Consider the following 25,065-nt stretch of genomic DNA (forward strand, 5'->3'; position numbering starts at 1 on the left):
CTTAGGTTAGCGAACTTTCCTACACGAACCAATTTGGTTATCAATGGCCGCAACTCATCCAAAGGAGCGTTGCCATGGCCTTACTCGAATCCCTGATCGGCCCGATCACATCTATCCTAGACAAAATCATTCCCGACAAAGAGGCCCGCGCCAAAGCGCAGTTTGAATTGCTCAAACTCGAAGGGACGCAGGAGATGGCTTTGATCGAAGCCCGCTTGCAAGCCATCGTGGCAGAGGCACAATCGAAAGATCCATGGACCAGCCGGGCCCGGCCCAGCTTTCTGTATGTCATGTATATTTTGATCCTGACCGCGCTGCCGATGGGCCTGCTCAGCGCGTTCAACCCCGCCGCGGCAATGGATATTGCGCAGGGGATGAACGCCTATCTCGGCGGGCTTCCTGATCCGCTCTACGCGTTGTTTGGGACGGGGTATCTTGGTTACACGGCCGCCCGGCAATGGGGAAAGGTCAAAGGGGTCGATCAATAAATCGATCCTTACCGAGGATTGCATCTTTCTCCGCAAAACCCCGTGCCCCCTAGGAAAGTCGGCGGTGTTGAATTGGCGATAGTCATGAGAGAGACAATCATGACGAGATTCGCCGCGCCCTCTTATCCAACCCTCTCCACCGTCACCTCCGGTGGAAACATTGCGATGCCGCCTGTCCTCTCCGCGATGGGCGCACCGCTGTGAAAGATCATCCCCTCCCCCCGGTTCTCCTGCACTCCATTTCCGAAATCTTGTTGGAATTGGCCCAAAGTGCAGGGGAATTGGGGGATGCTCTTTCCGAAAACCCTCAGGTGCTGGACGGCCATCTGTTGCAATTGCAGCGGCTCGACGTGTTTGGCCAAACATTGTTCCAACTGTCCGCAATGTTGGATCAAGGGCCGACCGACGCGATTGATACAGACGGTTCAAACGGTTCAATCGAACACGCCGCGCTCAAACGTCTTCGATCCCAACTGTCTGCGGCTTCGCCCGATATTGCGGCATAGGGGAACCGCCCCCTTCCTATGCGGGCTCTCTGCCGCTAATTGGGCGGCATGTCTGACACAATTTACGTTCTCAACGGTCCGAATTTGAACCTTCTTGGACTGCGCGAACCAGAAATCTACGGATCCACCACCCTCGATGAAATCGCGGGTATGTTGGAGGATCGCGCCCTAGAACTCGGTTTGACGATCGATATGCGGCAAACCAATCATGAAGGGATGCTCGTCGATTGGCTCCACGAAGCGCAAGCACAAGGCGCGCGCGCCGTGTTGTTGAATGCGGCCGCGTACACGCACACTTCCATTGCCATTCTAGATGCGATCAAAGCAATCCAAACCCCTGTTATCGAAGTGCATTTGTCCGACCCGAAAACCCGTGAGGATTTTCGACATCTCTCTTATGTTGGGATGGCAGCGGCCAAAACGGTCGAAGGGCACGGAGCCGACAGCTACCGCATCGCATTGGAAGCCGTAGCGTCAGGTGACCTTTAGAAACTGGGTCACATTTCGACAAATTGCACCAATTGCCACTTGCCAGCCGCAATTGGGGTGAATAGTCACCGCGTCAATCGCCGCCCATGGCAATCCATGTGGCGCAACCAAACAAGGGGTACGTATGGCTGACAAAAAGCCAAATTCCGGCATGAATATCGACTCAGCGCTCGTTCGCGAACTGGCCGAGCTGCTCGATGAAACCGGTCTTTCCGAAATCGAAGTTGAAGATAACGACCGCAAAATCCGCGTGTCGCGCAATGGTGGCGTTGCATCCGTGCCCTTCGCAGCGCCTGCACCTGTTTCCGCTGCACCTGCTGCTGCGGCGCCTACTGCAACGGCCCCTGCACCCGAAGCGGCACCCGAAGCGGCCAATGCCAACGCCTTTAAATCGCCGATGGTGGGCACAGTCTACCTTGCAGCGGAGCCGGGGGCTGCCAACTTTATCAAAGTCGGAGACACCGTTAGCGAAGGCGACACGTTGTTGATCGTCGAAGCGATGAAAGTCATGAACCCAATTGCCGCCGACAAAGCTGGTACCGTCCAAGCCATCTTGGTTGAGAACGCGCAGCCGGTTGAATTTGATCAACCGCTTGTCGTGATTGCGTAAACCAGCATGAGCATCACCCGCATCCTGATCGCCAATCGCGGTGAAATCGCGCTGCGCATCCACCGCGCAGCTCACGAAATGGGCATTGAAACGGTCGCGGTGCATTCCACCGCGGATGCCGACGCGATGCATGTGCGGTTGGCCGATCACGCCGTTTGCATCGGCCCGCCTTCAGCCACTGACAGTTACTTGAATGTGGCCAACATCATTTCTGCGGCAGAGATCGCAGAATGCGATGCTGTGCACCCAGGCTACGGATTTCTCTCCGAAAACGCCAAATTCGCAGACATCGTAGAGGCGCATGACCTGGCATGGATCGGGCCAAAGCCTGAACATATCCGCACCATGGGCGACAAAGTCGAAGCGAAGCGATCGGCTGGCGCGTTGGGCCTGCCGCTTGTTCCCGGCTCCGATGGCGCAATCGACGATCCCGAAGAGGGTAAGCGAGTCGCCAAGGAAGTCGGCTATCCCGTGATCATCAAAGCCGCCAGCGGCGGCGGCGGTCGCGGCATGAAGGTTTGCGAAAGCGAAGATCAGCTTGAAACTCTGATGAAACAAGCTGGATCAGAGGCGAAAGCCGCCTTTGGCGATGCGACCGTTTATATTGAGAAGTATCTCGGCAATCCGCGCCACATCGAATTTCAGGTGTTCGGCGACGGCAAAGGCAATGCGATCCACTTGGGCGAACGCGATTGTTCACTGCAACGCCGCCACCAAAAAGTGCTCGAGGAGGCCCCTTCCCCGGTCATCAGCCATGATGAACGCATGCGCATGGGCGAAGTCTGCTCTAAAGCGATGCGCGACATGGGTTACCGCGGTGCCGGCACGATCGAATTCCTTTGGGAAGACGGCGAGTTCTACTTCATCGAAATGAACACCCGGCTTCAGGTTGAACACCCTGTTACCGAGGCCATCACCGGCGTCGATCTAGTCCGCGAACAGATCCGCATTGCGGCGGGCAAACCGTTGTCGGTTGCTCAAGAAGATTTGGAATTTAGCGGCCACGCCATTGAATGCCGGATCAACGCCGAAGACCCATTCACCTTTGCCCCGTCACCGGGCAAAGTCACCTATTACCACCCGGCTGGTGGTATGCACGTGCGGGTCGATAGCGGATTGTATGCCGGCTATTCTATTCCGCCTTATTACGACAGCATGATCGCCAAGCTGATCGTCTATGGTCGCAATCGCGAAGGGTGCATCATGCGCCTGCGTCGGGCGTTGGAAGAGATGGTCGTCGAAGGGGTGAAAACAAACATCCCATTGCATCAAGAATTGCTGCGTCAAAACGACGTATTGCACGGCGATTACTCGATCAAATGGCTCGAAGATTGGTTGGAAGAACGCGAAGTCTAACGTCGCCCTAATCGCGCCCACTCACAATGCCATGTCATGACGGAAGCGGTGTGACATCATCGTTCATCGTGCTGGTTGGACATGCATCCGCTGTTGGCGTGTTTTGAAGCGATGAAAGCGGACAGGTCAGCCGGTAGATGAACGTCGATTGTTCGATGTCGATGCGCGCTTTACCATGCAGAAGGCGCGGTATGATCTGCGTCAACAACACCTCGCTAAAACCATCCAACGGTGCGGGCGTTACCGGAATTGGGTCGTTTTGAATGTCCTCCAAGCCATGGGATGCCTCAGGATTGGACTGCTTGGTTTCGCGCCATTCGATTGAGCAAGTGGGGCCCCGATCATTCTGACCTGAGTCCGTCGGCGTCGATGGCTCGACCCTCCATTCGACCGCAACCTTTGCATCTGCTCGGTCCCATCGGTTCATCTGGGCCAACCGTCCCGCCAATTCCCATGCGACCAGACTGATCTGCTGTGCACCTTGCATTCCGACCAGCACGACGTCCCCTTTGACGGATAGTTTTTCATCGGGATGGGCGAAATGCGGTTCGACCTGTCGGCGGATAATGTGTTCAATATCGCAAGAGGCACCGTCGCCATGCTCCATCACATTGGATGTCGCGATGGACAGAGCGTTCACGCGTCCGCGCAATTCGCGCATGAACACTTCTGGACGGTCGCTCAAATACACGCCAGGCCGGGTCAACATTGATAACAATTGGATGAGATTGCGGCTGCGCTGCACATCGTTGCGCGCGTTTTGCGCGATCATAGTATTGGCCGCCTCCAACGCCAGTGCATGGTGGGCTACCGTGCGCTCCAATTGATCTCTGGCCATGGCAAGATCGGCCAAGGTCACTTCCAATTGCGCAATGACCTCTTCGTGTTTTTGGGGCGTCGGAATGCGGATGAATGTCGGGATTAGTCGGAACAGGACCACCGCCGTCACCAGCGAAACGGCAGCCGTCGCCAATTTGACCACGCCCATGAAGGGATAGATCGCGTACCAAAGTGTCACGATTGAAAGCGCGTGGGTGATGCCACACAGCAAGATGAACGCCGCAAACAACGACACCAGACCGCGATGCCCGAGGTCCGGCCGCCGTTTCAGCACGAGCCAAATGGCCATCGGAATGGCCATATAGGCGGCGAATATGAGCAAGTCGGAACCGGACCACAAAATGACCAACCACGGCTCCCAAAGCAGGCACATCCCGTGCGGCATATATTTCTCATATTCGATCAGTGCATTCATCTGCGACCTTTCAAATGTCGGGGAACTGCACCGGTTGGAGCGCGGGCAATCACTTAGCCATCAACCCCTATCCCAGCGGGCATCGCCAAACCCTCCGTAAGACTGCCTAGAGTTGCACCGAAACGGACGTACCAGCCCATGCGAGCCATCGGACACGAGGCAAAGAGGGTTTTCAGAAACCACCGCGTTGGATGAAGAAGCCGTCGCATCGCGCCCAAATACCGATGCATCCGGATTAAGAAGGTCCGCGGCTGGGGCTTGGTCGGGAATTGTGGAGTGGATCAACCAGATCCATCACCCGGCATTCAACCGCAGACAGGCATCAATCGAAGGTAAAACCCGCTGCTTCGGCTTCTGCGATGATTTCTGGGCCCGTTTTCATCGGGCTTTTTTGCACCAAATCGTACCAATCGGGTTTTTCGTCTACGAAAATCTGTTGAAGAATGCCCAATCCATCGGGCACATCAAACAGGCCAGCCAGATAGCTGGTGTGGCCGTTGGGCGTGAAACAATACCAAAGCTTGGTGCCGCAATTTTTGCAAAAGGCGCGTTGGGCCCAATCGCTGGATTGGTAAATCGAAACCGATTCTTCGCCGGTTATCGTGGCACTTGTGCCGCTCAATCCGCCCAAAAACGTGCCGGACCACCGCACGCACATTTCACAATGACAAATATCAACCTTGGGAAGCGTCCCTTCCAAAGTGATGGAAACCGCGCCGCATAGGCATCGACCGTGAATTGGATCGGATAGGCGTTCTTCGCCCGCTTCATCGTCTCCAAAAATGTCGGTCATGCCTGTGCCCGTTTCTTATAGTGGAACGCCGGGCTCATGCTTGGCTGTACGGATCGTCAGGGACGTCTTCACGCTGGCAACATTGGGTGCCGGCGTCAGCTTACTGGTCAGGAATTCTTGAAAACTTTGAAGGTCTTGGCTGACAATCTTGAGAATGAAATCAATCTCGCCATTGAGCATATGGCATTCGCGCACTTCGGGAAGATCCGCCATGTGATCTTCGAATTCCCGCAGCTCGCTTTCGGCCTGACTCTTTAGGCTAACCATTGCAAAAACGGTGATTGCGAAACCCAATTTCGACGGGTCCAAATCGGCGTGATATCCGCGGATAACGCCGTCTTCTTCAAGGCCGCGAACACGCCGCAAACATGGCGGCGCGGTCAATCCAACACGTTGGGCCAATTCGACATTCGTCACGCGGCCCTCGGCCTGAAGTTCGCTGAGTAGGCGTTTATCGATCTCGTCAAGATTCGCCATTTCTCGTTGGGCTCCCCCGAAAGTGTTGCTGACCACGCATTGCGCGGCGTTGGTTGCCCCAAGCTGTTTGAATTGCGTGGGCGCGGCAGATTGGCTCATAGGCTAACAATTGTGTGCAAGACTATGCACCGCATTGAGCAATGAAACCTAATTTAATTATGTGTGCCAGCAATTGTCCCGCTTTGCAACGCGCTCGACTGACGCCTGTGACAAATCATTTCCGGTGCTAGGTACACGATGTTGATCCGTACCCAATGCCAGAATGGGTTCGGCGCGCGCATTGGGATATGCGCCATTTCCTCTGGTTCGCCGATGCTCATGTTGGGGCAGTGCTCAAGTAAGGAGCGTGAATGTTTTTCGATGATCGCCTTGCGACTGTGCTGCGTCAGCGCGCATCGAGCGACGTCGGCTTGCGCACGCAATATCGGCAATTGCTCGACATTCTTGGCGCGGCCCAACCCGGCGGCGGCGGAGCGGGTGATGCAAAGGGCGGCTCCGATCGGTCTTTGATCGCCTCTGCGTGGTTGAGGATGGACGCCTTGGCCCAAGAAATTCCGGCTGCAGACCGGGCGAAAATGATCCGAGAGCGCGGTTGGCGGTTTCAAAACCCAGAATTGGCCGCGCATCTGGCGGATTTCGAGCCCGATGTTGCATCGGCTGCTCTGAACCGCGCGCAATTGACGGAACAGGATTGGTCCGCGCTTATTCCTCGACTCCCCATTAGGGCGCGCGGGTTCTTGCGGTTGCGGCGCGATCTGCCTCTGGATGCGGAAACCACATTGGACCGGCTGGGCGTGAGCGATCGCGGATTGCCCTCTCCAGAGGGAATAGAGCGAGAAGGGACGGCGCCTTACAGCGTTGGATCACCGCCACCGATTGAACCGACTGCAGGAGAAACGGATCCAAACGAACCGGTTATTTCCCTCAACGACGACATCGGGTCGGACGAGGATTACCTCGTTCTGCCGGATCAAACCGTTGGCATCGACGACAACGCCGCCCCGCCCCATGATATTGCGGCCATCCTAGATGAAGAATCAGATGGCAGTGCCGATGCGGATGCGGATGCGGGGGTAGAAGCCAAACCGACGCCCGATGATTCGCCCCTGCCGGCGGCATTTGACCCGGCCCACGAGGGGCGCAGCGAGATTTCCGCGTTGGTCGAACGGATCGCACAGTTCAAGCGCACACGCGAAAGCGGCGGCGAATTGGATGGCAGCGAGCCGCGTCTGCCACTAGGCGAAGATCAACCGCGCGGCGAAAAATTGGTCGGCGCGTTTGGCTTTGCCGCAGATGCCGGCGGACGGATCGAATGGGCCGATGGCGATGTGGCCGCGATGGTGATCGGAACGCGATTGGTCGCCCCGCCCCGTCTTGGCAACGCGGATCGCGAGACACCGGTCGAACGCGCCTTTGCGCGCAGACAACCAATCTCGGGTAGCGATATAACATTGTACGGAGCACAGGCGATTGCCGGGGAATGGTCCCTCGATGCCCAACCGCGTTTCACCGATGATGGCAATTTTTCCGGCTATGTGGGCCGCTTTCGACGCCCAATGGGCGAAGACCCATCCATGCCCAGCGCCGTGCAACGCGAAGCCGATCGCATTCGTCAATTGCTGCACGAATTGCGCACCCCCATCACCGCCGTCCAAGGCTATGCCGAAGTTATTCAGCAACAATTGTTTGGCAGCGCCCCGCATGAATATCGTGCGTTAGCCGCGGCAATTGCAGCGGATGCAGCGCGCATCTTGTCGGGTTTTGAGGAATTGGACCGGCTGGCGCGGTTGGAAACCGGATCGGTGGATGTCGAAACCGGGTCGACCGATCTGGGCGCGTTGATCGCACGCACCAACCGTCAATTGGATCAAGTTCTGCAACCGCGCATGGCCGGTATCACTCTAAAAACGGATGATGTTCCGTACATCGTCGCGCTTGATACAGACGAAGCCGATTCGTTGATTTGGCGGTTGATGGCGACAATCGGCGGCGGGTGTTCGGCCGGCGAAATGTTGGAGGCCACGCTTTATGATGAAGGCGGCATGGCCCAATTGATCTGTGACCTCCCCGCGCAATTGTTGGCGGAAGAGGACATATTCACCGCCGAGGTTAAGCCGATCGGCACGGCAATTAACGCCGGTTTGTTCGGCGCGGGTTTCGCGTTGCGTTTGGCCAGAGCCGAAGCGCGTGCCGCCGGCGGCGGATTGGTCCGCAACGGCGACACGATTGCCCTGACATTGCCGTATATTGATGCGGATGACACCGCCTCTGATTGCGAAGCGTCAACCGACGCCTAAGCCGCGAAAGCGCCAAACCTTAGGGTTTCGCCCAATAAAGCACGAGCCGGTGGTAAGGCATCGCTTACCAGTTTGGTGTATGGCGTTCCCATCATGGCCTCAAATGGGACTCTTGAAGGCGGGCTTCAGACGCCTGCACCTGCCCAAAGCGCGACCGCGCTTGGTCGTGAAACCGTGTCCATGGTCGATCCACCGCGGCTGAACGATCCCGGCGTGCGCGCCGCGTTTAAAGACCCATCTTCAGCGCGCGTCCTGCTTACCGTCGATACCGAAGAGGAATTCGATTGGAATCGACCGTTTTCGCGCGATGCACACGGGTTGAAGCACGTCGAAGCCCTGCCCCGGTTCCAACAATTCTGCGAAGGAATCGGGGCCCATCCGGTTTATTTGGTCGATTGGCCGATCGCCAATGACCCCCGCGCAATCGAAATCATCGGCGACGCCGTTCGCCGTGGGGCTGCCGATATTGGCGTGCAATTGCACCCTTGGGTCAATCCCCCGTTTGAGGAAGAAGTTTCCACACACCATTCATTCTCAGGCAATCTGCCGCGCGGATTGGAAGCGCGCAAATTCGTCGCATTGCGCGACCAAATTGAGCAGGCATTTGGCGTGCCCCCACGCATATATCGAGCGGGTCGATATGGACTTGGCCCGAACACATCGGAGCTTTTGAAAGCGAACGGGATTGCAATCGACACATCCGTACGCTCGCTTTTCGATTACAGCGATCAAGATGGCCCCGATTATTCCGACCATCCGGTCGCCCCCTATTGGGTCGGCGATGATCATGCGTTGCTCGAATTGCCGGTTACGACCGTTTATTGGGGCCTTTTGAGGCAAATGGGCAAAAGCATTCATCGCATTCAGCGATTTTTCCCCACCCTTTTTGCGGGCTTCTCAAAATTCAAATTGCTCGAACGGATCGCGCTCACACCAGAGGGCGTAACCGCCGAGGAAGCCCTTCGCGGGATCGATATTGCGCTCGATGAACGCCTGCCGGTACTTGTGCTCTCACTTCATAGCCCCAGTCTCGCCCCCGGATACACGCCCTATTCGCAATCCGATGAGGATGTAGAGGCGTTGTATGAGTGGTTGCGCCAAATCTATGGCTATTTGTCGCTACGCGGCGTCAACAGCGCGAATGTCGCCCAACTGATTGATGCGGTTGAACGCTAAAACCCGTCCCAAATCGGGTGTTCAATCCATATCAATTTACAAATGTGCAATACCCGCTTGTTTCTTGGATAAACCCGCTGTAGGGGCGTGGCTGCTTTCGTCACCGAGGCGTTTTCGGACTGCTGTGGGCCTGTAGCTCAGTGGTTAGAGCTGGCCGCTCATAACGGCTAGGTCGCGGGTTCGAATCCTGCCGGGCCCACCATGTTCTTTATAGAGCACGGTTCCTGCCTGTAGGCAGATCCGGTTGGTGGTTTTGGTGACAAAGCAATTGAAATGTAGTCGGGGAGTGGCGCAGCCTGGTAGCGCACCTGTTTTGGGTACAGGGGGTCGCAAGTTCAAATCTTGTCTCCCCGACCATTTCAATAGTTCTGCAAAATGATGGATAGACGACGCAGATTCAGACCCGGCCGGGTTTGGACGCTTCGTCACGCGGATTCGCGTCACAGGCTTATCCCATGTGCAATTGTGGCAAACGCCTTCGTCCGTTGCCAGTTTCACCCCAAATCATCATCGCATACCCCTGATTCCCCGTAATTTTTGCAGGTTCGAAGACATTTCGCGACAAAACGCGACCGACAAATGCGTGACTTAGTTGGGCAAGCGCGTCAGTTTATTCGCAACACCGCACCCGTTTCCCAAGGTTTGGCCATCGCAGTTCAAGCGCCATTGCCCCCTTGTTTAACACGCCTTGTTTCAGGAGTTTAAACCATGGACCAACCGCATATTGCTCTCAATCGGTTCGGTTATGGATTGCGAAAGGGCGACGCGCCGCCATCCGATCCCAAACAATATTTGTTGGCACAATTGGATACGTTCGATCCCAATCCGCCATTGTTGGCCGGGCGTGAGGACACGTCGGGCAAAGCGGGCGAAATCTTGGAAATGCTGCGAGGAGCCCGCCGTCAACGTCAGGCACAGGCCGCCGCATCGGGCGAAACCATGTCCGATGGTGCGGAAATGGAGCGCGGGAGTCCCCGAAATCGAAGGAATCGCAGGAATCAAATGACCGAAGGCGGGAATGCGGGCAACGGCATCCCAGACGAAGTGCGCGCATCCTATCGCAATGCAGGCCAAACACTGCGCCAAGACATTGGATTGCGCACGAAAGTCGCGGTCGCTTCTGAAACTCCAATGGTGGAACGGCTGGTCCATTTTTGGTCCAATCATTTTAGCGTGTCAGCCCAAAAGCCGGGCACACATTACCAAGTCGCCAATCACGAATTCTCTGCGATTCGCGGCCATGTATTGGGCAAGTTTTCCGACCTATTAAAAGCCGCTGTGCTGCATCCCGCCATGCTGCTTTACCTCGATCAATTTCGATCGGTCGGGCCAAACTCCCCCTTTCAACAACGACGCGAGAGGCGCCGGCGAGAAAATGGTCAGGCTCCGCGCGGTCTCAATGAAAACCTCGCACGCGAAATTCTCGAACTGCACACAGTTGGCGTCGATGGCGGCTATTCTCAAACCGACGTCACCGAATTTGCGCGGGCGTTGACCGGATGGACTGTGGACGGATTGCGCCAAGTCCGACGATTTAGCGAACCCCGCCCCGGTGGAGCGGCCTTTGTCGAATTTGCGCATGAGCCGGGCGAACGGCGCGTGTTGGGCCGGACCTATCGCGACACCGGTCCAAACGGTGGATCGGGTCAAGCCGAAGCGATCCTATCAGATCTCGCCAGCCATCCATCAACGGCCCGCTTTATCGCTACGAAAATGGCACGACATTTTGCTGGTGACACCCCACCAGAAGGATTGGTGCGCGCGCTGGAGACGGACTTTCTACGTACCGATGGCGATCTGAAAAGCTTAACCCAAACATTGATCAATGCGCCCGAAGTTTGGGCTGCCGATCCTGTCAAATTTCGCCAACCGTTTGAATGGTTTGTCGCGGTGATGCGCATCACTGGGGTAGATTCGTTGAGCAGTCGCCGGATTGCCGGGGCGCTCAATGAAATAGGGCAAATGCCGTGGCGCGCGCCCTCCCCCGCTGGATACGATGACCTCGAAGGCAGTTGGGCCGGACCAGACGCGTTGTTCAGGCGGGTCGAATTGGCGGAGCGGATCGCACAGAACGTACCCGCCGACGACGTGTTGGCACGCGCGCAGGCCGCATTCCCCGGCGCTTTAACCGATCACACCCGCACATGGCTCTCTCGTGCTGAAAGCGGATCACAGGCGCTCGCCTTGCTGTTGGTCTCACCCGAAATGATGCGGAGGTAATCTGACATGACCCAAGAGAAAACTGCGCACGGCCAAATGGCACTCAACCGCCGGTCATTGCTGACCAAGGGATTGGGCGGATCCATCATTCTAGGCACCGCCGGCATGGCGTTGCCGCGAATGGCCTTTGCCCAAGGGGTTGGGCACAACAACCTGTTGTTCGTCCTGTTGCGCGGGGCCGCCGATGGCATGGCGATGGTTGCCCCCGTGGATGACCCCGGATTTGCCGCGCTGCGCGGATCCGCGATGGACGATTATGATGGGGCACGGCGTACAGGCGGCTTGTTCGCCATTCACCCGGCCTTGGATCAGGTTGGTGCCGCGTTTGACGCAGGGGAAGCCGTCTTCGCCCATGCCGCGGCGACATCCTATCGCGAACGGTCCCATTTTGATGGTCAAAACCTTTTGGAAACCGGTGCTGCGCAACCTTATGCAGTGCGCGATGGCTGGATGAACAGATTGATCGCCATGATGGCCGAAGATGCCGGCGCGCCCCCTCCCAGCGCATTGGCCATTGCCCCGACCATGCCTTTGGCTCTGCGCGGTGATGCCCCGGCGTCAAGCTACGCGCCAAGCTCGCTTCCCCAAGCCAGCGACGCGTTTATGGACCGCGTCGGATTGCTGTACCGCGAAGACCCCCAATTGGGCGGTTTGTGGAGCCGGGCGTTGGAGACACAAGCGATGGCCGGCGATGATGGGTTGCGCAATTTGCGCGATGCACAGGCGGCGGGTGAGCTTGCGGCTTCGCTTATGCGTGATACCGATGGCGCGCGTATTGCGATGATGGAATTGGGCGGATGGGACACACACGCCAATCAATCCGGCGCGTTTCGCCGCGTCGTCAGCCAACTTGACGCGTTGCTGGGATCGTATCGCACCGGCATGGGCAGCGCGTGGGACAACACCTTGGTTGTGGTCGCGACTGAATTTGGCAGGACCGCCCGTTACAACGGCACGAACGGCACCGATCACGGCACCGCATCGGCGACCCTATTGATGGGCGGCACGGTGCGCGGCGGCAGAGTGATCGCCGATTGGCCGGGCCTGCGCGAAAACGACCTCTACGAAAACCGCGATCTGCGTCCCACCCTTGCTTTGGAAAGCGTGATAGCAGGGTCAGTGGCCGAACATCTGCGCATGGACCCCGCGCGCACGATGGCGCGTTTGTTCCCCGGCCGCACGGACACGGCCTTGGGCGGGATTATCAAGGCGTAATTTCAGCCGCTAGAAGCGGGCTTATTCCCCTGCGGTTGCTGGCGCGCTGGGAATGGGTCCGCCGGTTTGAATCGAACCGCTTTCATTGGCCAGGATACCCGCGACCATTGTCCAAACGGCCACGTTCTGACGCAATTGCACCGGATCGATTTTGTCCAATGTGTCATCCGGCGTGTGGTGCAGGTCGAAATACCGCGTCCCATCCTGTTGCAGATCTATGATCGCACCGCCTTGATCGCGCAGGATGTTTAGATCCGCCCCACCGCTTGCGCGGATGGTCGAATTGGCCACGCCAAATTGCGCAATCGCACCAGCCAGTCTGGCGTGCAGATCGGGATTGGTCTCTCTAAAATTGCTTTCAAACCGCCAGACTCGATCCGCGCCAAAATCGCTTTCCAATCCGACACCGATAGGTTCATCAATATGCGCCGCGCTGTAAGCGGTCGATCCGAACAATCCGACCTCCTCTGCACCAGCGAAAAGCACACGAATGGTGCGCAGCGGTTGCCCGGTCTTTTGCACATTCAAAGCAGCCGCGGCAGCAATGCCGCAACCCGCGCCATCATCAAAAGCGCCGGGGGCGTTCCACCAACTGTCCAAATGGCAAGCTAGCAAAACCGGCGGCAAAGAGGGGTTGCGGCCAACAATTTCGCCAACAACATTGCCGCTCATCGTGGTGCCGATGCTTTCAGGGTTCAGTTCGATCCGCATGGTGATCGCCCGGCCATCGGCCCGCTCAAACATACGCTCCAGATTTTCTGCATCCGGCAAAGACAACGCGCCCGCCGGTGTTGGGGTCACGCCTTCGGGCCAACCGGTGCCGCCCACATGGGGATTGCGATGATGATCGGTTCCGACCGATTTGATCACCGTGGCAACCGCGCCTTTGCTGGATGCGATCCCCGATGCGACCCAACGGGCCGGGCCGGCAAATCCATAATGCGATCCGTCCATAGAACGGCGCATTTGATGGCTAATATAGGCGATCTTTCCATCCAGCGACCCATCGGGCGCGGCGCGCAATTCATCGACAGTGCGGAAAAATACGACTTCGGCCTCCATCCCGCCGATGGGTGTTGCGACCGAATTGCCCAGTGGCAAAATCACCATATCCTGAGCGAAAGGAGCCGTAACGCGGGCGCGGGCAATATCGCCGGGCACCCAAGTGGTCATCTCAAACGGTTCATCCGCAACATTGTCAAAACCGTGATCGGTTAGCCATTGGACCGCCCATGCGCGCCCGCGTGCTTCTGCTTCGGTGCCGGCTTGGCGTGGGCCCACTTCTGTGGTCACCCCTTCGACGAATTCCCACGCATAGGCGTCGTTCTCCAACGCTGCATTCGCGACCTCATCCAAGGACGTGTCGGCGGATTGTTCAACATGCGCATCCGCCAAAAGCGGAGCGGAAAATCCCAAAGTAAACAGGGAAGCGGCGGAGATGAGGAGTGTCTTTTTCATGGCGCAAATTGCTAGTCGCGCCGCTGGCCTAAGTCCAGTGGAGGGTGTCGTGTCGGATGTTATTCCGCGACGGCCCGCTTAAGTTTGGGCTCTTCTGCGCCCACAACAGGTACAGCGGAATCAGCGGCGCGTCTTTCGGCATTCTTCACACAATCGCGGCCGCCCGATTTCGCTTGGTACAGCGCGGCATCGGCCCGCGAGAATAGGCGTTCATAGGTTTCGCCAACGCGCGCCGTCGCGACGCCAAAACTCGCGGTAAGGCGGATGCCCTTGTTAAGGCCCGAATGCTCTAGGCTCGCAAACGCTTTCCTAATCCGTTCGGCCAAACGTTCGGCGGGTTCATTTTCGCAGTTCCAAACCGCGATGCAGAATTCTTCACCGCCAATGCGCCCGGCGGTGTCGCATCCGCGCACCGTTTCTTGGATCAATGAACCAAAGCTGGAAATGGCGCGATCACCCGATTGGTGTCCCCAAATATCGTTCACCTGTTTGAAGTGATCAATATCGGCCACAACCAGAGTAAGCGGGCGCCCTTCTGTTTGAGCGCGCGGCAGCAATGTGCGCATGGATTGTTCGAACGCGCCCCGGTTCAACAAACCGGTCAAAAGATCGCGCTCGCTGCTTTCGCGCAACGACTTGGTCCAATCGACGATGGTGGCGCCAATCAACACGACGGCCGTCGTCACCCCTTTGATGCCCAAGACCAAACCAATGAGAGAATAATAGATAGAATCGCGATAGACCTCAGCAGGGATCGTTTTCTCGAACAAAAGGGTCAAACTTGGCCGGGCGAGAAAATCGACCGCCTGAAAAACCATGACCGCGATGATTGCCAAATCGATCGCATCGCGGCGCCGCGATGTCAGCAGCGCCATCGCGCCGATAACGAACATGACCCCGTAACCCATATTCACGATGATCAATCGCGGCCCAACATCGTTGGTCAACGTGACGGCGACCGCCAAAACGGATGCAGCGGTGACATAGACAAACGCCACGCTCCACAAATGAAGGCGTTGTCCGGCGCGTTCGCACACCGACGCAATCATGATGATAGAGCCTAGGCTGTAGAACACCTGGGTCGTGTGAAACAGGTAGACACCATCCAACGGCAGAAAATGAGTGATCAAAAACCCGGTCGCTGAGAACGCAAACGCCACGCCGAAACCGAGCACATATCGTTTCATGCGCCCCGCCCGCCAGATCACCACAAAGGTCGCTGCAAAAAACAGCGCCATAAGCGGCGTGACCAATCCTAGAATCTGAGTTTGCATTAACTCGACGTGCTCCCGTTCGACCGGGCTAGGTCAATAAGGTTAACGCCACCTTTAGGGGAACCCCATAAGCACGGGTCATTGTATTCCTTTCGGGCGACCTTGGTTTACTGCGAACCCACCTTGCCCCTGCGCACGCATGCCTCTATCTGGGCCGCAAGCGTTTCACGTAAATTTTCTCGATCCAAAGGACGACCCCAATGGCCGCGCAATACGCCTTTGTTATGAAGGGCATGACCAAGACTTTCCCCGGTGCTCCAAAACCGGTGCTTTCCGACATCAATCTGCAATTTTATCAAGGCGCTAAAATTGGCATTGTCGGGCCAAACGGCGCGGGCAAATCCACCCTGATCAAAATCATGGCAGGGATGGACACCGATTTCGCGGGCGAAGCATGGCCGGGCGAAAACATCACTGTGGGCTATCTGCCTCAGGAACCCGAGTTGGACGAAACAAAAACCGTCCTTGAAAATGTCAAAGACGGCGCGCGCGAAACCGCCGATTTAGTTGAACAATTCAACGCCGTTTCGGCGCAAATGGCCGAACCCGATGCCGATTTCGAAGCCTTGGGCGACCAGATGGCCGAGCTTCAGACCAAAATTGATGCGGTCGATGGCTGGACGTTGGACAACCAATTGGAAATCGCGATGGAAGCATTGCGGTGTCCGCCATCGGATATGGGCGTTGAAAGCCTTTCCGGCGGTGAAAAACGCCGCGTCGCTTTGACCCGGTTGTTGATCCAAAAACCATCGATCTTGCTGCTCGACGAACCGACCAACCACTTGGATGCTGAATCGGTGGAGTGGCTTGAAAACCACCTCAAAGAATATGCCGGCGCAGTGTTGATGATCACCCACGATCGCTACTTCCTCGACAATGTCGTTGAATGGATTTTGGAACTCGATCGCGGCACGTATTACCCATACGAAGGCAATTATTCGACCTATTTGGAGAAGAAAGCCAAACGTCTGGAACAGGAAAGCCGCGAAGAATCCGGCAAGCAAAAAGCGCTTCAGCGCGAGCTTGAATGGATCCGGCAAACACCCGCTGCGCGCCAAACCAAATCAAAGGCGCGTGTCCGCAAGTTTGAAGAACTGCAAGACGCGCAATCGGGCCGCGCGCCCGGTAAGGCGCAAATCGTCATCCAAGTGCCAGAACGGCTGGGCGGCAAAGTCATCGAAGCCAAAGGAATTTCCAAGGCTTACGGCGATAAATTGTTGTTTGAAGACCTCTCTTTCATGCTGCCTCCTGGCGGCATTGTGGGCGTCATCGGGCCAAACGGTGCGGGCAAATCGACTTTGTTCAAAATGATCACAGGTCAAGAAACGCCGGACACCGGGACAATCGAGATCGGCGACACCGTGCATCTTGGCTATGTTGACCAATCGCGCGATGATCTGACCCCGACCAACAATGTGTGGGAGGAGATTTCGGACGGTCTCGATTATATGCAGGTCAATGGCCACGATGCCTCAACCCGCGCATATGTCGGTGCGTTCAATTTCAAAGGCAGCGATCAACAAAAGAACGTCGGCAAATTGTCAGGCGGTGAACGCAACCGCGTGCACATGGCCAAAATGCTGAAACAAGGCGGCAATGTGCTGCTGCTCGATGAGCCGACCAACGATCTCGATGTGGAAACACTCGCCGCGCTTGAAGATGCGATTGAGAATTTCGCCGGGTGCGCCGTGGTGATTTCGCACGATCGCTTCTTCCTCGATCGCCTCGCGACCCACATTCTGGCATTTGAAGGCAACAGCCATGTCGAATGGTTCGAGGGTAACTTCGAAGCCTATGAAGAAGATAAACGCCGTCGTTTGGGCGATGCGGCGGATCGGCCAACGCGTTTGGCGTATAAGAAACTGACGCGTTGATTCGTTGAATTTTGCCACAAAAAGCGAGCGTCGAGGCCGGATCTTCTTTCGCGGTCTGGCGTTCGCTCTTGTGGCGTTGTTTGTCTTTTTGGTCGCCGGCTTTTTCTGGGCCACGGCAACGCCGGGATCATCGTATCAAGGTCAACGACCATCACCCGATGACGCGGCTCTATCCACGCGGTTGGAACGGCATGTCCGGGCTTTGTCAGAAACCGAACGCAATTTGGAAAGCGTAACCACGGTTTTCTCGACGCTGAAATACCTGACCGAAAACACCCAAGCGTTGGGTTACACCGTGGAACGTCAGGAAGTTCTAGCCCCCGCCGACAATCTCATCATCACCATCCCGGGTGCTGCCGATGACGCACCGGTCCTTATCCTTGGCGCGCATTATGACACCGTTCGCGGGTCGCCCGGTGCCGATGACAACGCCAGCGGCGTTGCGGCGTTGTTGGAATTGGCGCGCGCATTGCGCCCGCTGCGCGAACGCACCTCAATTGAGATTCAGATGGTGTTTTTTGCCAATGAAGAACCGCCCTATTTCAAAACGGGCGCCATGGGCAGTTTCACTCACGCACAATCCATCGCCGACCCAGATCGTGTGGCCGGAATGATCTCATTGGAAACAATGGGGTATTTCACAGATGCACCGGGCAGTCAGAATTATCCATTCCCCCTGTCCCTGCGATATCCGCAAACGGGCAATTTCATCGCCTTTGTCGGCGATACATCGGCCCGGCCATTCCTGCGTGAGACGATTGAAGAGTTTAGATTGCACGCCCGCATTCCATCGGTCGGGGGCACGGCCCCCACTGTAGTCCAAGGGATCGATTGGTCGGACCATTGGGGATATTCGCAACGCGGCATCCCGGCCTTCATGGTAACCGACACCGCCCCATTTCGAAACCCGCACTACCACCGCAAAACCGATACGCCTGACACATTGGATTACGAAGGATTGGCCTTGGTTGTCGAAGCTTTGGCCAAGACGTTGAAAGCACGCGCACTGTCTCACGATTGATCGTGCAGATTCTAACACCCCCTTAACTCTATCGCGCTACACCCTGCCCTCTCTGCAACGGGGAAAAAATTGCGCGACTTCTTGCTCTTGCTGTCAACGCCGATGGTGACGTTGATATTTACGGTGACGTTTGGCGTCATCTGGCAAAGGGATCGCGCGCGCGTTGAAAACCTTGCACTGGGCATGGGCTGGCTGTTTCTAGCCATCGCCATGCTGGTTTCCCAACTTAGTCCATCGTCGCTTGGACGAAGCTTGGTCGCGATCACCCACGTGCCCTACACCTTATCTGGCGTTTGTATTGCGGCAGGGATTTTGTTGCGGGTAAACGCCGCGCCGCCTGTCCGATTGTATCTTAGCATCGGTGTTGTTGGCGGCCTTATGATGGCGTTTTCCCAAGCGATCGGCGACAGCATCAAAGCCGATTTGTTCATCACCAATGTCAGCAGTGGGGTGATCATGCTCCTTGCCACGCAAACATTTGCGATGACGGCAAAACGAGACGGGTTCGAACGGTTGATGTTGATCACGTTGATCTTTGTGTCGGCGCAATTCTTTATCCGACCGGTCATGTCGTTCATGTTCGATGGGACGATCGACCCAATGCAATATCGCGAATCCTATTACTACATGGCGCTGGCATGGCTTTTTGGATTTGGATCTGTCCTGTTTGGCATCGTCCAACTGACTGTCAGTATGAAAGACCATATGGACGCGTTGAAATCGCGCACCTCGATCGATGATCTTTCGGGCCTTTTGGCGCGCGGCGAATTCGAACACCAAGTGAAAGAAGCCTTTGCCAAAGCATCGAGCAAGGGTTTGAGCGTCGCATTGGTCGTTTGCGATCTCGATCACTTTAAACAAGTGAACGACATTTGGGGCCATCAGGTCGGCGATCGCGCGATTGCCGGATTTGGATCTATGATCGGCAACACCGTGCGCGAGGCCGATCTTGCGGGCCGCGTGGGCGGCGAAGAATTCTGCATCCTTGTTTGGAATGCCACCGAAGACAACGCAGCGGGCCTATCGGAACGTTTGCGCCAACGCACATTGGATTTGGACATTAGCGAAGGTGCATTGGACGTGCGCCTCTCCGCAAGCTTTGGTGTCGCGGAACGCGCCGCGGGAGAAAGCTACCGATCGCTGTTCGCGCGCGCAGACAAGGCGATGTACAACGCGAAACAAAGCGGCCGAAATTGCGTAAAGCAGGCGACCAGCAGCGGTGCAGAAGCCGCAACTGGCAACCATTCGGACGCCAGTCCCCAAGCGCTCCAAAACAACACAATCGTGTCAAAACCTGGCCACATCGCCGCATAAACAAACGGAATTGGGCACGCCCTTTACGCCGCTTTAACCACGCCTCGGGCATTCCCCTTATGAACAGGGGAACGAAGGGGCCGCCATCGTGAAGAGGTTTGCAGATGCTCAATGGAGCGAGCTGGTCTTTGGGCCAGATCTTTGGGCGCCAGATTTCTGGCTGATCGCATTCGCGGTCTTTGTCACGATCTTGGCGGGGCATGCGATCCTCACCAAAAAACGTGCCAAGGCGAAAGATCCGCTGAACGGTCTATTCAAACCCGAAAATTTCGAAGCCCAAGCCGAAGCGATGGATCGTCGCCGCTCTGCCCCCCGCCCTATTCATCAACCCAACCGCAGGTCCGCCGCCTATGCGAATCCACACGACGCAGCGGTGTTGCACGGTCGGATCGATGAATCGCCAAAGGTTCGCGCATTATGGGATTCCGAAACACGGGATCGCGCGATCGCCCATGTCGCACAAGTGATGCGGGCAGGCGTGCGCGATGGCGATGTCGTTAGCGGCCTTCAGGGACCAGACGGTGACGGTTCCTTTGTCATCATCGCCCCCGGCGCCAGTGAAGCCCAAGCCAGCGGCATAGCCAAACGTTTGTTGGATACGATCGCCGAAACGCGTTTTGATACCCATGGCCGGCATGCACGCGGTGCGATGCGATTTAGAACAAGTTTTGGCGTGGCACAGCGCCGGGCCGGCGAAAGCGACGCCGATGTTCAGGCGCGGGCCGCATCGGCCATGGACGCAGCCAGCGGCCGCGGCGACGATCACATTATCGTCGCAAGCGATTGGGAAGAGGTGCATTTGTTACCCGCGCCTTCCCCTAAAGGTTCATCGCAAGATGGATCAGGCGATGGGAACGGCGCGGTTCAGGCAGCCTAAGGCGAAACCCAACGCCCGCTCCAATCGCTCCCCGGCCCTGCGCGTTCAAACTGCGCGCGCATGTGGCCGGTATGCGCGAGATAGAACCAATCCAATTGTTCCAATTCAATCAACAGGACGGAGAAATTGGCGCGCGCAGGAACCAATTGCGCATCTGTTGGCTCAATCCCTTCGAACTCGGCCGGTAGGCCCGATGTCGGACCTTCGCTGATTGTCCCTGGCCCCTCCCCCAAATAACATCGGCGTGCGAAATTGTCGCTGTTTTCCCAGGCGCGTTGAGCGATTGGATCATTGCGCACAATACGCCCAGTGCCGCGTGCGCGAATCTGAGTCTTGGCGCTTTTGTCGTAAAACAAGACGGCGATGCGCGGATCGTGTTCGATCACCGAAACTTTGGGCGCGCGCGTGTCTGTGTGGAAACGCAACGTCCACGCATCCGTGTCAAAATCGCGCAAGACCATAACACGCGCATCAACATCGCTCGTTACAATTGTGGGCACATGCATTGCGGAATTGCGGTCATTCGCCGCGCGTTCCAAACGATCGGCAAGATCACGACGAACATCATCAAGAGTTTCAATCATGTCTCGGCAATTCAAGCTTTGCCGAGGTTCGGTCAAGGGAATTCGCCGTTAAGAAAAGTGAGTGCGAACATTAACGTAAGCCTAAACGACGTGTTAAGGGTGGGGTCAGCGACTCGGCTCTAGAAAGGGCAAGTAACGAGACGTAATAATAAGTATCAATCAAGCCGTAAGTGGTGGGGCGGCAACACTGAAGGGCATATCATGGACATTTCTTGGTTTTTGAAGGGCAGTGCACTTTCCGCCATGGCGCTTGCATTGGCGTTTGCGGCATCTCCTGAGGCAGCTGAGGCGGCCAATTCAACCAGCGCAGCAACAGCTGACGCCAGCGCAACGGCCGAGCAATCACGCCAAGATCGCGCACAGCGTCGCGGTGAGCGCCGGACCGAAAGGCGCGCCAATCGCGGTCAACAACGCGCAGAGCGTCGGGCCAGTCGACAAGATTCGCGCCCCGCACAACGCACAGAGCGCCGTCAATCGCGGCGGGACACACAAAGCGACCGACGCAGTCAACGCGCCGATAGCGAAGTCCGTCGCGGCGAACGTCGCGGTGAACGCAGAACCGAACGCAGAACCGAGCGTAGAGCAGATTCGGTTGATCGCCGCAGCGAACGCCGCGCTGATCGGGTAGAGCGCCGTGGGGATCGCCGTTCGGATCGGTTGAACCGCAATGGCCGCAACGGCGCCGCCGATCGCGTTGATCGTCGCACCGATCGCCGGTCTGACCGGGTAGAGCGTCGCGGTGATCGCAGGGCGGATCGGATCGAACGTCGCGGTGATCGCAGAACGGATCGTCGTTCTGATCGTCGGGCGGATCGCAGAGCGGACCGTAGATTTGATCGCCGCGATGATCGCCGGGTGCGGCGCGATGGATACCGTGCCGGTGTCCGTGATGGTCGCCGCTCAGAACGTCGGGCAGATCGTCGGGCGGATCGCCGCCGCGATTTCCGCCGGTGGAACCGCCAGGGCTGGCGCGCAGATCGCCGCTATGGCTGGCGCAATTATCGTCGGACCAATCGCAGCATCTTTCGCCTAGGTCGGTATTACGCCCCGTATCGCGCGCACCGTTACAACCGATTGAGTGTTGGATTTTTCCTCGACAGCCTGTTCTTCACGTCGCGCTATTACATCAACGATCCATGGTCATACCGCCTGCCACAGGTTTACGGCCCTTATCGTTGGGTCAGGTATTATGACGATGTCGTTCTTGTCGATGTTTATACCGGTGAAGTGGTTGATGTGATCCACGACTTCTTCTGGTGAAGTTGGAACACAAGGTACCTTTGCAAACCCCCGTCGGAGCGATCCGGCGGGGGTTTTGCATTGCCTCGTCGTGATCCTCATGGCCGTCCCAGTGGTCGCCGCAATGGTGATCGCATTCCTCACCAAAACCGCCCTCCACCACCCTTGCATGGGCCGCTGCGATTGCTAGACCGGGTCGATGACAAAGACACAGGCCGTTCCCGATCAAGATGCTTTGCGCCGCGTGGGCAAAACCGTTCGCGAACGGCTGGCCGGCGATCCCGGCGTGTACAAAATTGAGACTGACAAAGCTGAATTGTTCGCAGTTGGAGATTTCCTGAGCGCGGCGGAATGCGAACGGTTGTGTTTGATGGTGGACCACACAGCGCGCCCATCATCCTTGCACGAAATCGGCTATGAAAGCGGCTTTCGAACATCCTATTCTGGCGACCTCGATCCGCATGACAGTTTTGTCAAAGGGATCGGGCGACGGATTGACGATTTGTTGGGTCTAAACCCGGTCGTTGGCGAAGCCATTCAGGGTCAGAGATACCTGCCCGGTCAACAGTTTAAGCCGCACAATGACTGGTTCTACACCACGGAGAAATATTGGCAGCACGAACGCAAACGCGGTGGTCAACGCAGTTGGACGACCATGGCGTTCCTCAACAATGTCGAAGAAGGTGGTGAAACCCATTTCACCGAAATCGGCATCAAGATTGAGCCAAAACCGGGCGTCCTCCTCATTTGGAACAACGCATCACCTGATGGCGTCCCGAATGAAGGAACCATGCACGCGGGTACGCCCGTCATTGCGGGTTCAAAATACGTCATCACCAAATGGTATCGGACGCGGACCTGGAAATAGGAAAGCGGGACGTTGCCGTTTAACGGGCCAACGCCTCGGCAATCAATTTCCGCGTTGGTTCCACACCGTACAAGGCGATAAAGCTGCCCATACGCGGCCCCTGTTCGCTGCCCAAAAGGGTTTCGTACAGAGCCCGGAACCAATCACGCAGGTTTTCAAACCCGTATTCTTCGCTCTTTCCGATTTCATAGACCATGGTCTGCAAAACCTCGGAATCGGCATCCGCAGGAGCCGCCGCCAATCGTGCATCGAGCGCGGTCAAAGCCGCCACTTCAGTGCCTTGCGGCGCGCGCTTCGCCAAAGTCGGCGCGACAAAATCACGGTTGTAGTTCACCGCGCATTCGATCAACCGAATAAGCGCAGGATCTTCAACCGGGGTGCCAGTGTAACTGGCGACATATTCGGAAAGGTTTTCTGGCGTCGCCTCTAGGCCGAGCACGCTGACAAGATTGAGCAGCAAGCTGTATGGTACCGATAGGGTGTCGCCCGCGCCCGGCGCATCGGGACCGGCCAAACTTTCATTGGCGCGCGCCAAATGCCAGACAGGGTTGCCCATCTGCTTGTCGAGCGGTTGTTCGGCCAACCTTTGGCGAAAGCTCCAATAATCGTCGATTGCTTTCGGGATCACGCCCGCATGCAATTGCTTTGCGCTTTTGGGATTGGGGAAGATGTAGAAACCGAGGCTCTCATCCGTTCCATATTCCAACCATTGTTCAATGGTCAGGCCGTTGCCTTTGGACTTGCTGATCTTTTCGCCGTTCTCATCAAGAAACAGCTCATAGATCAGGCCCTCTGGCTTGTTCCCACCCAACACGCGCGCAATCTTGCCCGATTGCACGCCAGTATCGGTCAAATCTTTACCGTACATTTCATAATCGACGCCTTGCGCGACCCAGCGCATTGCAAAGTCGACTTTCCATTGCAGCTTGGCCTGTCCGCCCAGCGCGCTTTGTTCAATCACGCTGCCGTCTTCATCGGTGAACCGGATCAATCCTGCGCTCGCATCGACGACTTCGACGGGCACTTGCAAGACCACGCCGGTCGTTGGACTGATCGGCATGATCGGTGAATAGGTCGCCGCGCGTTCCGCCCGCAGGGTTGGCAGCATGATGTCGAGAATGTCTTGATTGTGAGCCAACACATTCTTCAACGCATCATCAAACGTGCCCGAATTGTAACGATCCGATGCGGCTACGAATTCGTAGTCAAAACCAAACCGGTCGAGAAATTCGCGCAGCATCGCATTGTTGTGATGGGCGAAACTTTCATATTTCTCGAACGGATCGGGAATGCGCGAAAGCGGCTTGCCCAAATTTTCGGTCAACATTGCCTGATTGGGCAAATTATCCGGCACTTTTCGCAGGCCATCCATATCATCGCTGAACGCGACCAGCCGCGTCGCCTGACCGGTCAACGCCTCATAGGCGCGGCGGACAAAAGTGGTGCGCAGCACCTCTTGGAACGTGCCGATATGCGGCAATCCTGAGGGGCCATAGCCGGTTTCAAACAGAACAGGCTCACCGTTCGGTTTTCCATTGCGCAACCGTTTTGCAAGGCGCTGAGCCTCTTGAAAGGGCCAGGCTTTGGAATTGCGTGCGGTTTCGCTGAGAGTTGTGTCTGTCATGATGTCCAAATTTGTTGATGCCGCGCTTTTATGGAAGGCGCGCTATGTTG

General features: G+C 56.7%; 22 protein-coding genes and 2 tRNA genes. 17 read left to right on the plus strand and 7 right to left on the minus strand.

From position 1 onward, the window contains the following. Positions 1 to 74: 74 nt before the first annotated feature. From BQ8290_RS14580 to accC, 5 genes are all read left to right on the plus strand, one after another. A complete protein-coding gene (locus tag BQ8290_RS14580) occupies positions 75 to 488 on the plus strand; it encodes a 3TM-type holin (protein ID WP_108791501.1) in 414 nt (137 codons plus the stop codon). A gap of 200 nt (positions 489 to 688) precedes the next feature. Beyond that, positions 689 to 994 carry a hypothetical protein gene (locus BQ8290_RS14585; protein ID WP_337661453.1) on the plus strand — a complete coding sequence of 102 codons (306 nt, stop codon included), beginning with the start codon at positions 689 to 691 and terminating at the stop codon, positions 992 to 994. A 48-nt stretch (positions 995 to 1,042) separates the two neighbouring features. Then, on the plus strand, positions 1,043 to 1,483 hold the full coding sequence (locus BQ8290_RS14590) for a type II 3-dehydroquinate dehydratase (RefSeq protein WP_108791505.1): 441 nt from the start codon (positions 1,043 to 1,045) through the stop codon (positions 1,481 to 1,483). Between the two features lie 124 nt (positions 1,484 to 1,607). Next, on the plus strand, positions 1,608 to 2,093 hold the full coding sequence (gene accB, locus BQ8290_RS14595) for an acetyl-CoA carboxylase biotin carboxyl carrier protein (protein WP_108791507.1): 486 nt from the start codon (positions 1,608 to 1,610) through the stop codon (positions 2,091 to 2,093). 6 nt (positions 2,094 to 2,099) lie between these two features. Further along, positions 2,100 to 3,449: an acetyl-CoA carboxylase biotin carboxylase subunit gene (gene accC, locus BQ8290_RS14600; protein WP_108791509.1), complete on the plus strand. Its 1,350-nt coding sequence runs from the start codon at positions 2,100 to 2,102 to the stop codon at positions 3,447 to 3,449. Between the two features lie 34 nt (positions 3,450 to 3,483). Here the strand turns inward: accC and BQ8290_RS14605 are convergent, their stop codons facing one another. The 3 genes from BQ8290_RS14605 to BQ8290_RS14615 form a co-directional block, all read right to left on the minus strand. Beyond that, positions 3,484 to 4,704, minus strand: a complete 1,221-nt coding sequence (locus tag BQ8290_RS14605; protein WP_108791511.1) for an HWE histidine kinase domain-containing protein — start codon at positions 4,702 to 4,704, stop codon at positions 3,484 to 3,486. A gap of 322 nt (positions 4,705 to 5,026) precedes the next feature. After that, positions 5,027 to 5,497 (minus strand): GFA family protein, encoded by a 471-nt coding sequence (locus BQ8290_RS14610; RefSeq protein ID WP_108791513.1) that lies wholly within the window; start codon positions 5,495 to 5,497, stop codon positions 5,027 to 5,029. 15 nt (positions 5,498 to 5,512) lie between these two features. Then, the gene (locus BQ8290_RS14615) at positions 5,513 to 5,974 is read right to left on the minus strand and encodes an Lrp/AsnC ligand binding domain-containing protein (protein ID WP_108792479.1); all 462 of its coding nucleotides are present in this window, start codon (positions 5,972 to 5,974) and stop codon (positions 5,513 to 5,515) included. Between the two features lie 350 nt (positions 5,975 to 6,324). On the opposite strand from BQ8290_RS14615, the gene BQ8290_RS14620 reads away from it, so the two are divergent. The 6 genes from BQ8290_RS14620 (at position 6,325) to BQ8290_RS14645 (ending at position 12,882) form a co-directional block, all read left to right on the plus strand. Further along, positions 6,325 to 8,271, plus strand: coding sequence for a histidine kinase dimerization/phospho-acceptor domain-containing protein (locus BQ8290_RS14620; protein ID WP_108791515.1), 1,947 nt, complete (start codon positions 6,325 to 6,327; stop codon positions 8,269 to 8,271). A 180-nt stretch (positions 8,272 to 8,451) separates the two neighbouring features. Then, positions 8,452 to 9,447: a polysaccharide deacetylase family protein gene (locus BQ8290_RS14625; protein ID WP_108792481.1), complete on the plus strand. Its 996-nt coding sequence runs from the start codon at positions 8,452 to 8,454 to the stop codon at positions 9,445 to 9,447. 126 nt (positions 9,448 to 9,573) lie between these two features. Beyond that, positions 9,574 to 9,649, plus strand: a tRNA-Ile gene (locus BQ8290_RS14630). Between the two features lie 78 nt (positions 9,650 to 9,727). Then, positions 9,728 to 9,804, plus strand: a tRNA-Pro gene (locus tag BQ8290_RS14635). A gap of 351 nt (positions 9,805 to 10,155) precedes the next feature. Beyond that, on the plus strand, positions 10,156 to 11,667 hold the full coding sequence (locus tag BQ8290_RS14640; protein ID WP_108791517.1) for a DUF1800 family protein: 1,512 nt from the start codon (positions 10,156 to 10,158) through the stop codon (positions 11,665 to 11,667). 6 nt (positions 11,668 to 11,673) lie between these two features. Continuing rightward, the gene (locus BQ8290_RS14645) at positions 11,674 to 12,882 is read left to right on the plus strand and encodes a DUF1501 domain-containing protein (protein ID WP_337661455.1); all 1,209 of its coding nucleotides are present in this window, start codon (positions 11,674 to 11,676) and stop codon (positions 12,880 to 12,882) included. A 21-nt stretch (positions 12,883 to 12,903) separates the two neighbouring features. On the opposite strand, the gene BQ8290_RS14650 is transcribed toward BQ8290_RS14645, so the two are convergent. Continuing rightward, on the minus strand, positions 12,904 to 14,340 hold the full coding sequence (locus tag BQ8290_RS14650; RefSeq protein ID WP_108791519.1) for a M28 family peptidase: 1,437 nt from the start codon (positions 14,338 to 14,340) through the stop codon (positions 12,904 to 12,906). Positions 14,341 to 14,399: 59 nt separating this feature from the next. After that, positions 14,400 to 15,614, minus strand: coding sequence for a diguanylate cyclase (locus BQ8290_RS14655; RefSeq protein ID WP_108791521.1), 1,215 nt, complete (start codon positions 15,612 to 15,614; stop codon positions 14,400 to 14,402). Between the two features lie 200 nt (positions 15,615 to 15,814). Here BQ8290_RS14655 and ettA point away from each other — a divergent pair, with 200 nt between their 5' ends. The 4 genes from ettA (at position 15,815) to BQ8290_RS14675 (ending at position 20,700) form a co-directional block, all read left to right on the plus strand. After that, complete coding sequence (gene ettA, locus BQ8290_RS14660) at positions 15,815 to 17,488, plus strand: energy-dependent translational throttle protein EttA (RefSeq protein WP_108791523.1); 1,674 nt, start codon at positions 15,815 to 15,817, stop codon at positions 17,486 to 17,488. Between the two features lie 4 nt (positions 17,489 to 17,492). Next, positions 17,493 to 18,509: a M20/M25/M40 family metallo-hydrolase gene (locus tag BQ8290_RS14665; RefSeq protein ID WP_108791525.1), complete on the plus strand. Its 1,017-nt coding sequence runs from the start codon at positions 17,493 to 17,495 to the stop codon at positions 18,507 to 18,509. Positions 18,510 to 18,578: 69 nt separating this feature from the next. Further along, positions 18,579 to 19,823: a GGDEF domain-containing protein gene (locus BQ8290_RS14670; protein ID WP_337661456.1), complete on the plus strand. Its 1,245-nt coding sequence runs from the start codon at positions 18,579 to 18,581 to the stop codon at positions 19,821 to 19,823. A gap of 88 nt (positions 19,824 to 19,911) precedes the next feature. Further along, entirely contained in the window at positions 19,912 to 20,700 is a 789-nt protein-coding gene (locus tag BQ8290_RS14675) for a diguanylate cyclase domain-containing protein (RefSeq protein ID WP_108791529.1), read from the plus strand. Here BQ8290_RS14675 and BQ8290_RS14680 read toward each other — a convergent pair. Then, positions 20,697 to 21,284 (minus strand): pyridoxamine 5'-phosphate oxidase family protein, encoded by a 588-nt coding sequence (locus BQ8290_RS14680; protein ID WP_108791531.1) that lies wholly within the window; start codon positions 21,282 to 21,284, stop codon positions 20,697 to 20,699. The genes BQ8290_RS14675 and BQ8290_RS14680 overlap by 4 nt on opposite strands. Before the next feature lie 201 nt (positions 21,285 to 21,485). Between BQ8290_RS14680 and BQ8290_RS14685 the strand changes: the two genes are divergently transcribed. Then, positions 21,486 to 22,544, plus strand: coding sequence for an RcnB family protein (locus BQ8290_RS14685; RefSeq protein ID WP_337661457.1), 1,059 nt, complete (start codon positions 21,486 to 21,488; stop codon positions 22,542 to 22,544). A 178-nt stretch (positions 22,545 to 22,722) separates the two neighbouring features. After that, positions 22,723 to 23,391, plus strand: coding sequence for a 2OG-Fe(II) oxygenase (locus BQ8290_RS14690; RefSeq protein WP_108791535.1), 669 nt, complete (start codon positions 22,723 to 22,725; stop codon positions 23,389 to 23,391). Positions 23,392 to 23,410: 19 nt separating this feature from the next. Here the strand turns inward: BQ8290_RS14690 and BQ8290_RS14695 are convergent, their stop codons facing one another. Further along, a complete protein-coding gene (locus BQ8290_RS14695) occupies positions 23,411 to 25,015 on the minus strand; it encodes a lysine--tRNA ligase (protein WP_108791537.1) in 1,605 nt (534 codons plus the stop codon). Positions 25,016 to 25,065 lie beyond the last annotated feature (50 nt).

The organism is Erythrobacter sp. Alg231-14 (assembly GCF_900149685.1).
Classification (GTDB): Bacteria; Pseudomonadota; Alphaproteobacteria; order Sphingomonadales; family Sphingomonadaceae; genus Erythrobacter.

Excerpts from the sequence above, each read along its gene's own strand:
- BQ8290_RS14580 (WP_108791501.1), top strand. The coding sequence starts at position 75 with ATGGCCTTACTCGAATCCCTGATCGGCCCGATCACATCTATCCTAGAC.
- BQ8290_RS14590 (WP_108791505.1), top strand. The coding sequence starts at position 1,043 with ATGTCTGACACAATTTACGTTCTCAACGGTCCGAATTTGAACCTTCTT.
- accB (WP_108791507.1), top strand. The coding sequence starts at position 1,608 with ATGGCTGACAAAAAGCCAAATTCCGGCATGAATATCGACTCAGCGCTC.
- accC (WP_108791509.1), top strand. The coding sequence starts at position 2,100 with ATGAGCATCACCCGCATCCTGATCGCCAATCGCGGTGAAATCGCGCTG.
- BQ8290_RS14605 (WP_108791511.1), bottom strand. The coding sequence starts at position 4,704 with ATGAATGCACTGATCGAATATGAGAAATATATGCCGCACGGGATGTGC.
- BQ8290_RS14610 (WP_108791513.1), bottom strand. The coding sequence starts at position 5,497 with ATGACCGACATTTTTGGAGACGATGAAGCGGGCGAAGAACGCCTATCC.
- BQ8290_RS14615 (WP_108792479.1), bottom strand. The coding sequence starts at position 5,974 with ATGGCGAATCTTGACGAGATCGATAAACGCCTACTCAGCGAACTTCAG.
- BQ8290_RS14620 (WP_108791515.1), top strand. The coding sequence starts at position 6,325 with ATGTTTTTCGATGATCGCCTTGCGACTGTGCTGCGTCAGCGCGCATCG.
- BQ8290_RS14625 (WP_108792481.1), top strand. The coding sequence starts at position 8,452 with ATGGTCGATCCACCGCGGCTGAACGATCCCGGCGTGCGCGCCGCGTTT.
- BQ8290_RS14640 (WP_108791517.1), top strand. The coding sequence starts at position 10,156 with ATGGACCAACCGCATATTGCTCTCAATCGGTTCGGTTATGGATTGCGA.
- BQ8290_RS14645 (WP_337661455.1), top strand. The coding sequence starts at position 11,674 with ATGACCCAAGAGAAAACTGCGCACGGCCAAATGGCACTCAACCGCCGG.
- BQ8290_RS14650 (WP_108791519.1), bottom strand. The coding sequence starts at position 14,340 with ATGAAAAAGACACTCCTCATCTCCGCCGCTTCCCTGTTTACTTTGGGA.
- BQ8290_RS14655 (WP_108791521.1), bottom strand. The coding sequence starts at position 15,614 with ATGCAAACTCAGATTCTAGGATTGGTCACGCCGCTTATGGCGCTGTTT.
- ettA (WP_108791523.1), top strand. The coding sequence starts at position 15,815 with ATGGCCGCGCAATACGCCTTTGTTATGAAGGGCATGACCAAGACTTTC.
- BQ8290_RS14680 (WP_108791531.1), bottom strand. The coding sequence starts at position 21,284 with ATGATTGAAACTCTTGATGATGTTCGTCGTGATCTTGCCGATCGTTTG.
- BQ8290_RS14685 (WP_337661457.1), top strand. The coding sequence starts at position 21,486 with ATGGACATTTCTTGGTTTTTGAAGGGCAGTGCACTTTCCGCCATGGCG.
- BQ8290_RS14690 (WP_108791535.1), top strand. The coding sequence starts at position 22,723 with ATGACAAAGACACAGGCCGTTCCCGATCAAGATGCTTTGCGCCGCGTG.
- BQ8290_RS14695 (WP_108791537.1), bottom strand. The coding sequence starts at position 25,015 with ATGACAGACACAACTCTCAGCGAAACCGCACGCAATTCCAAAGCCTGG.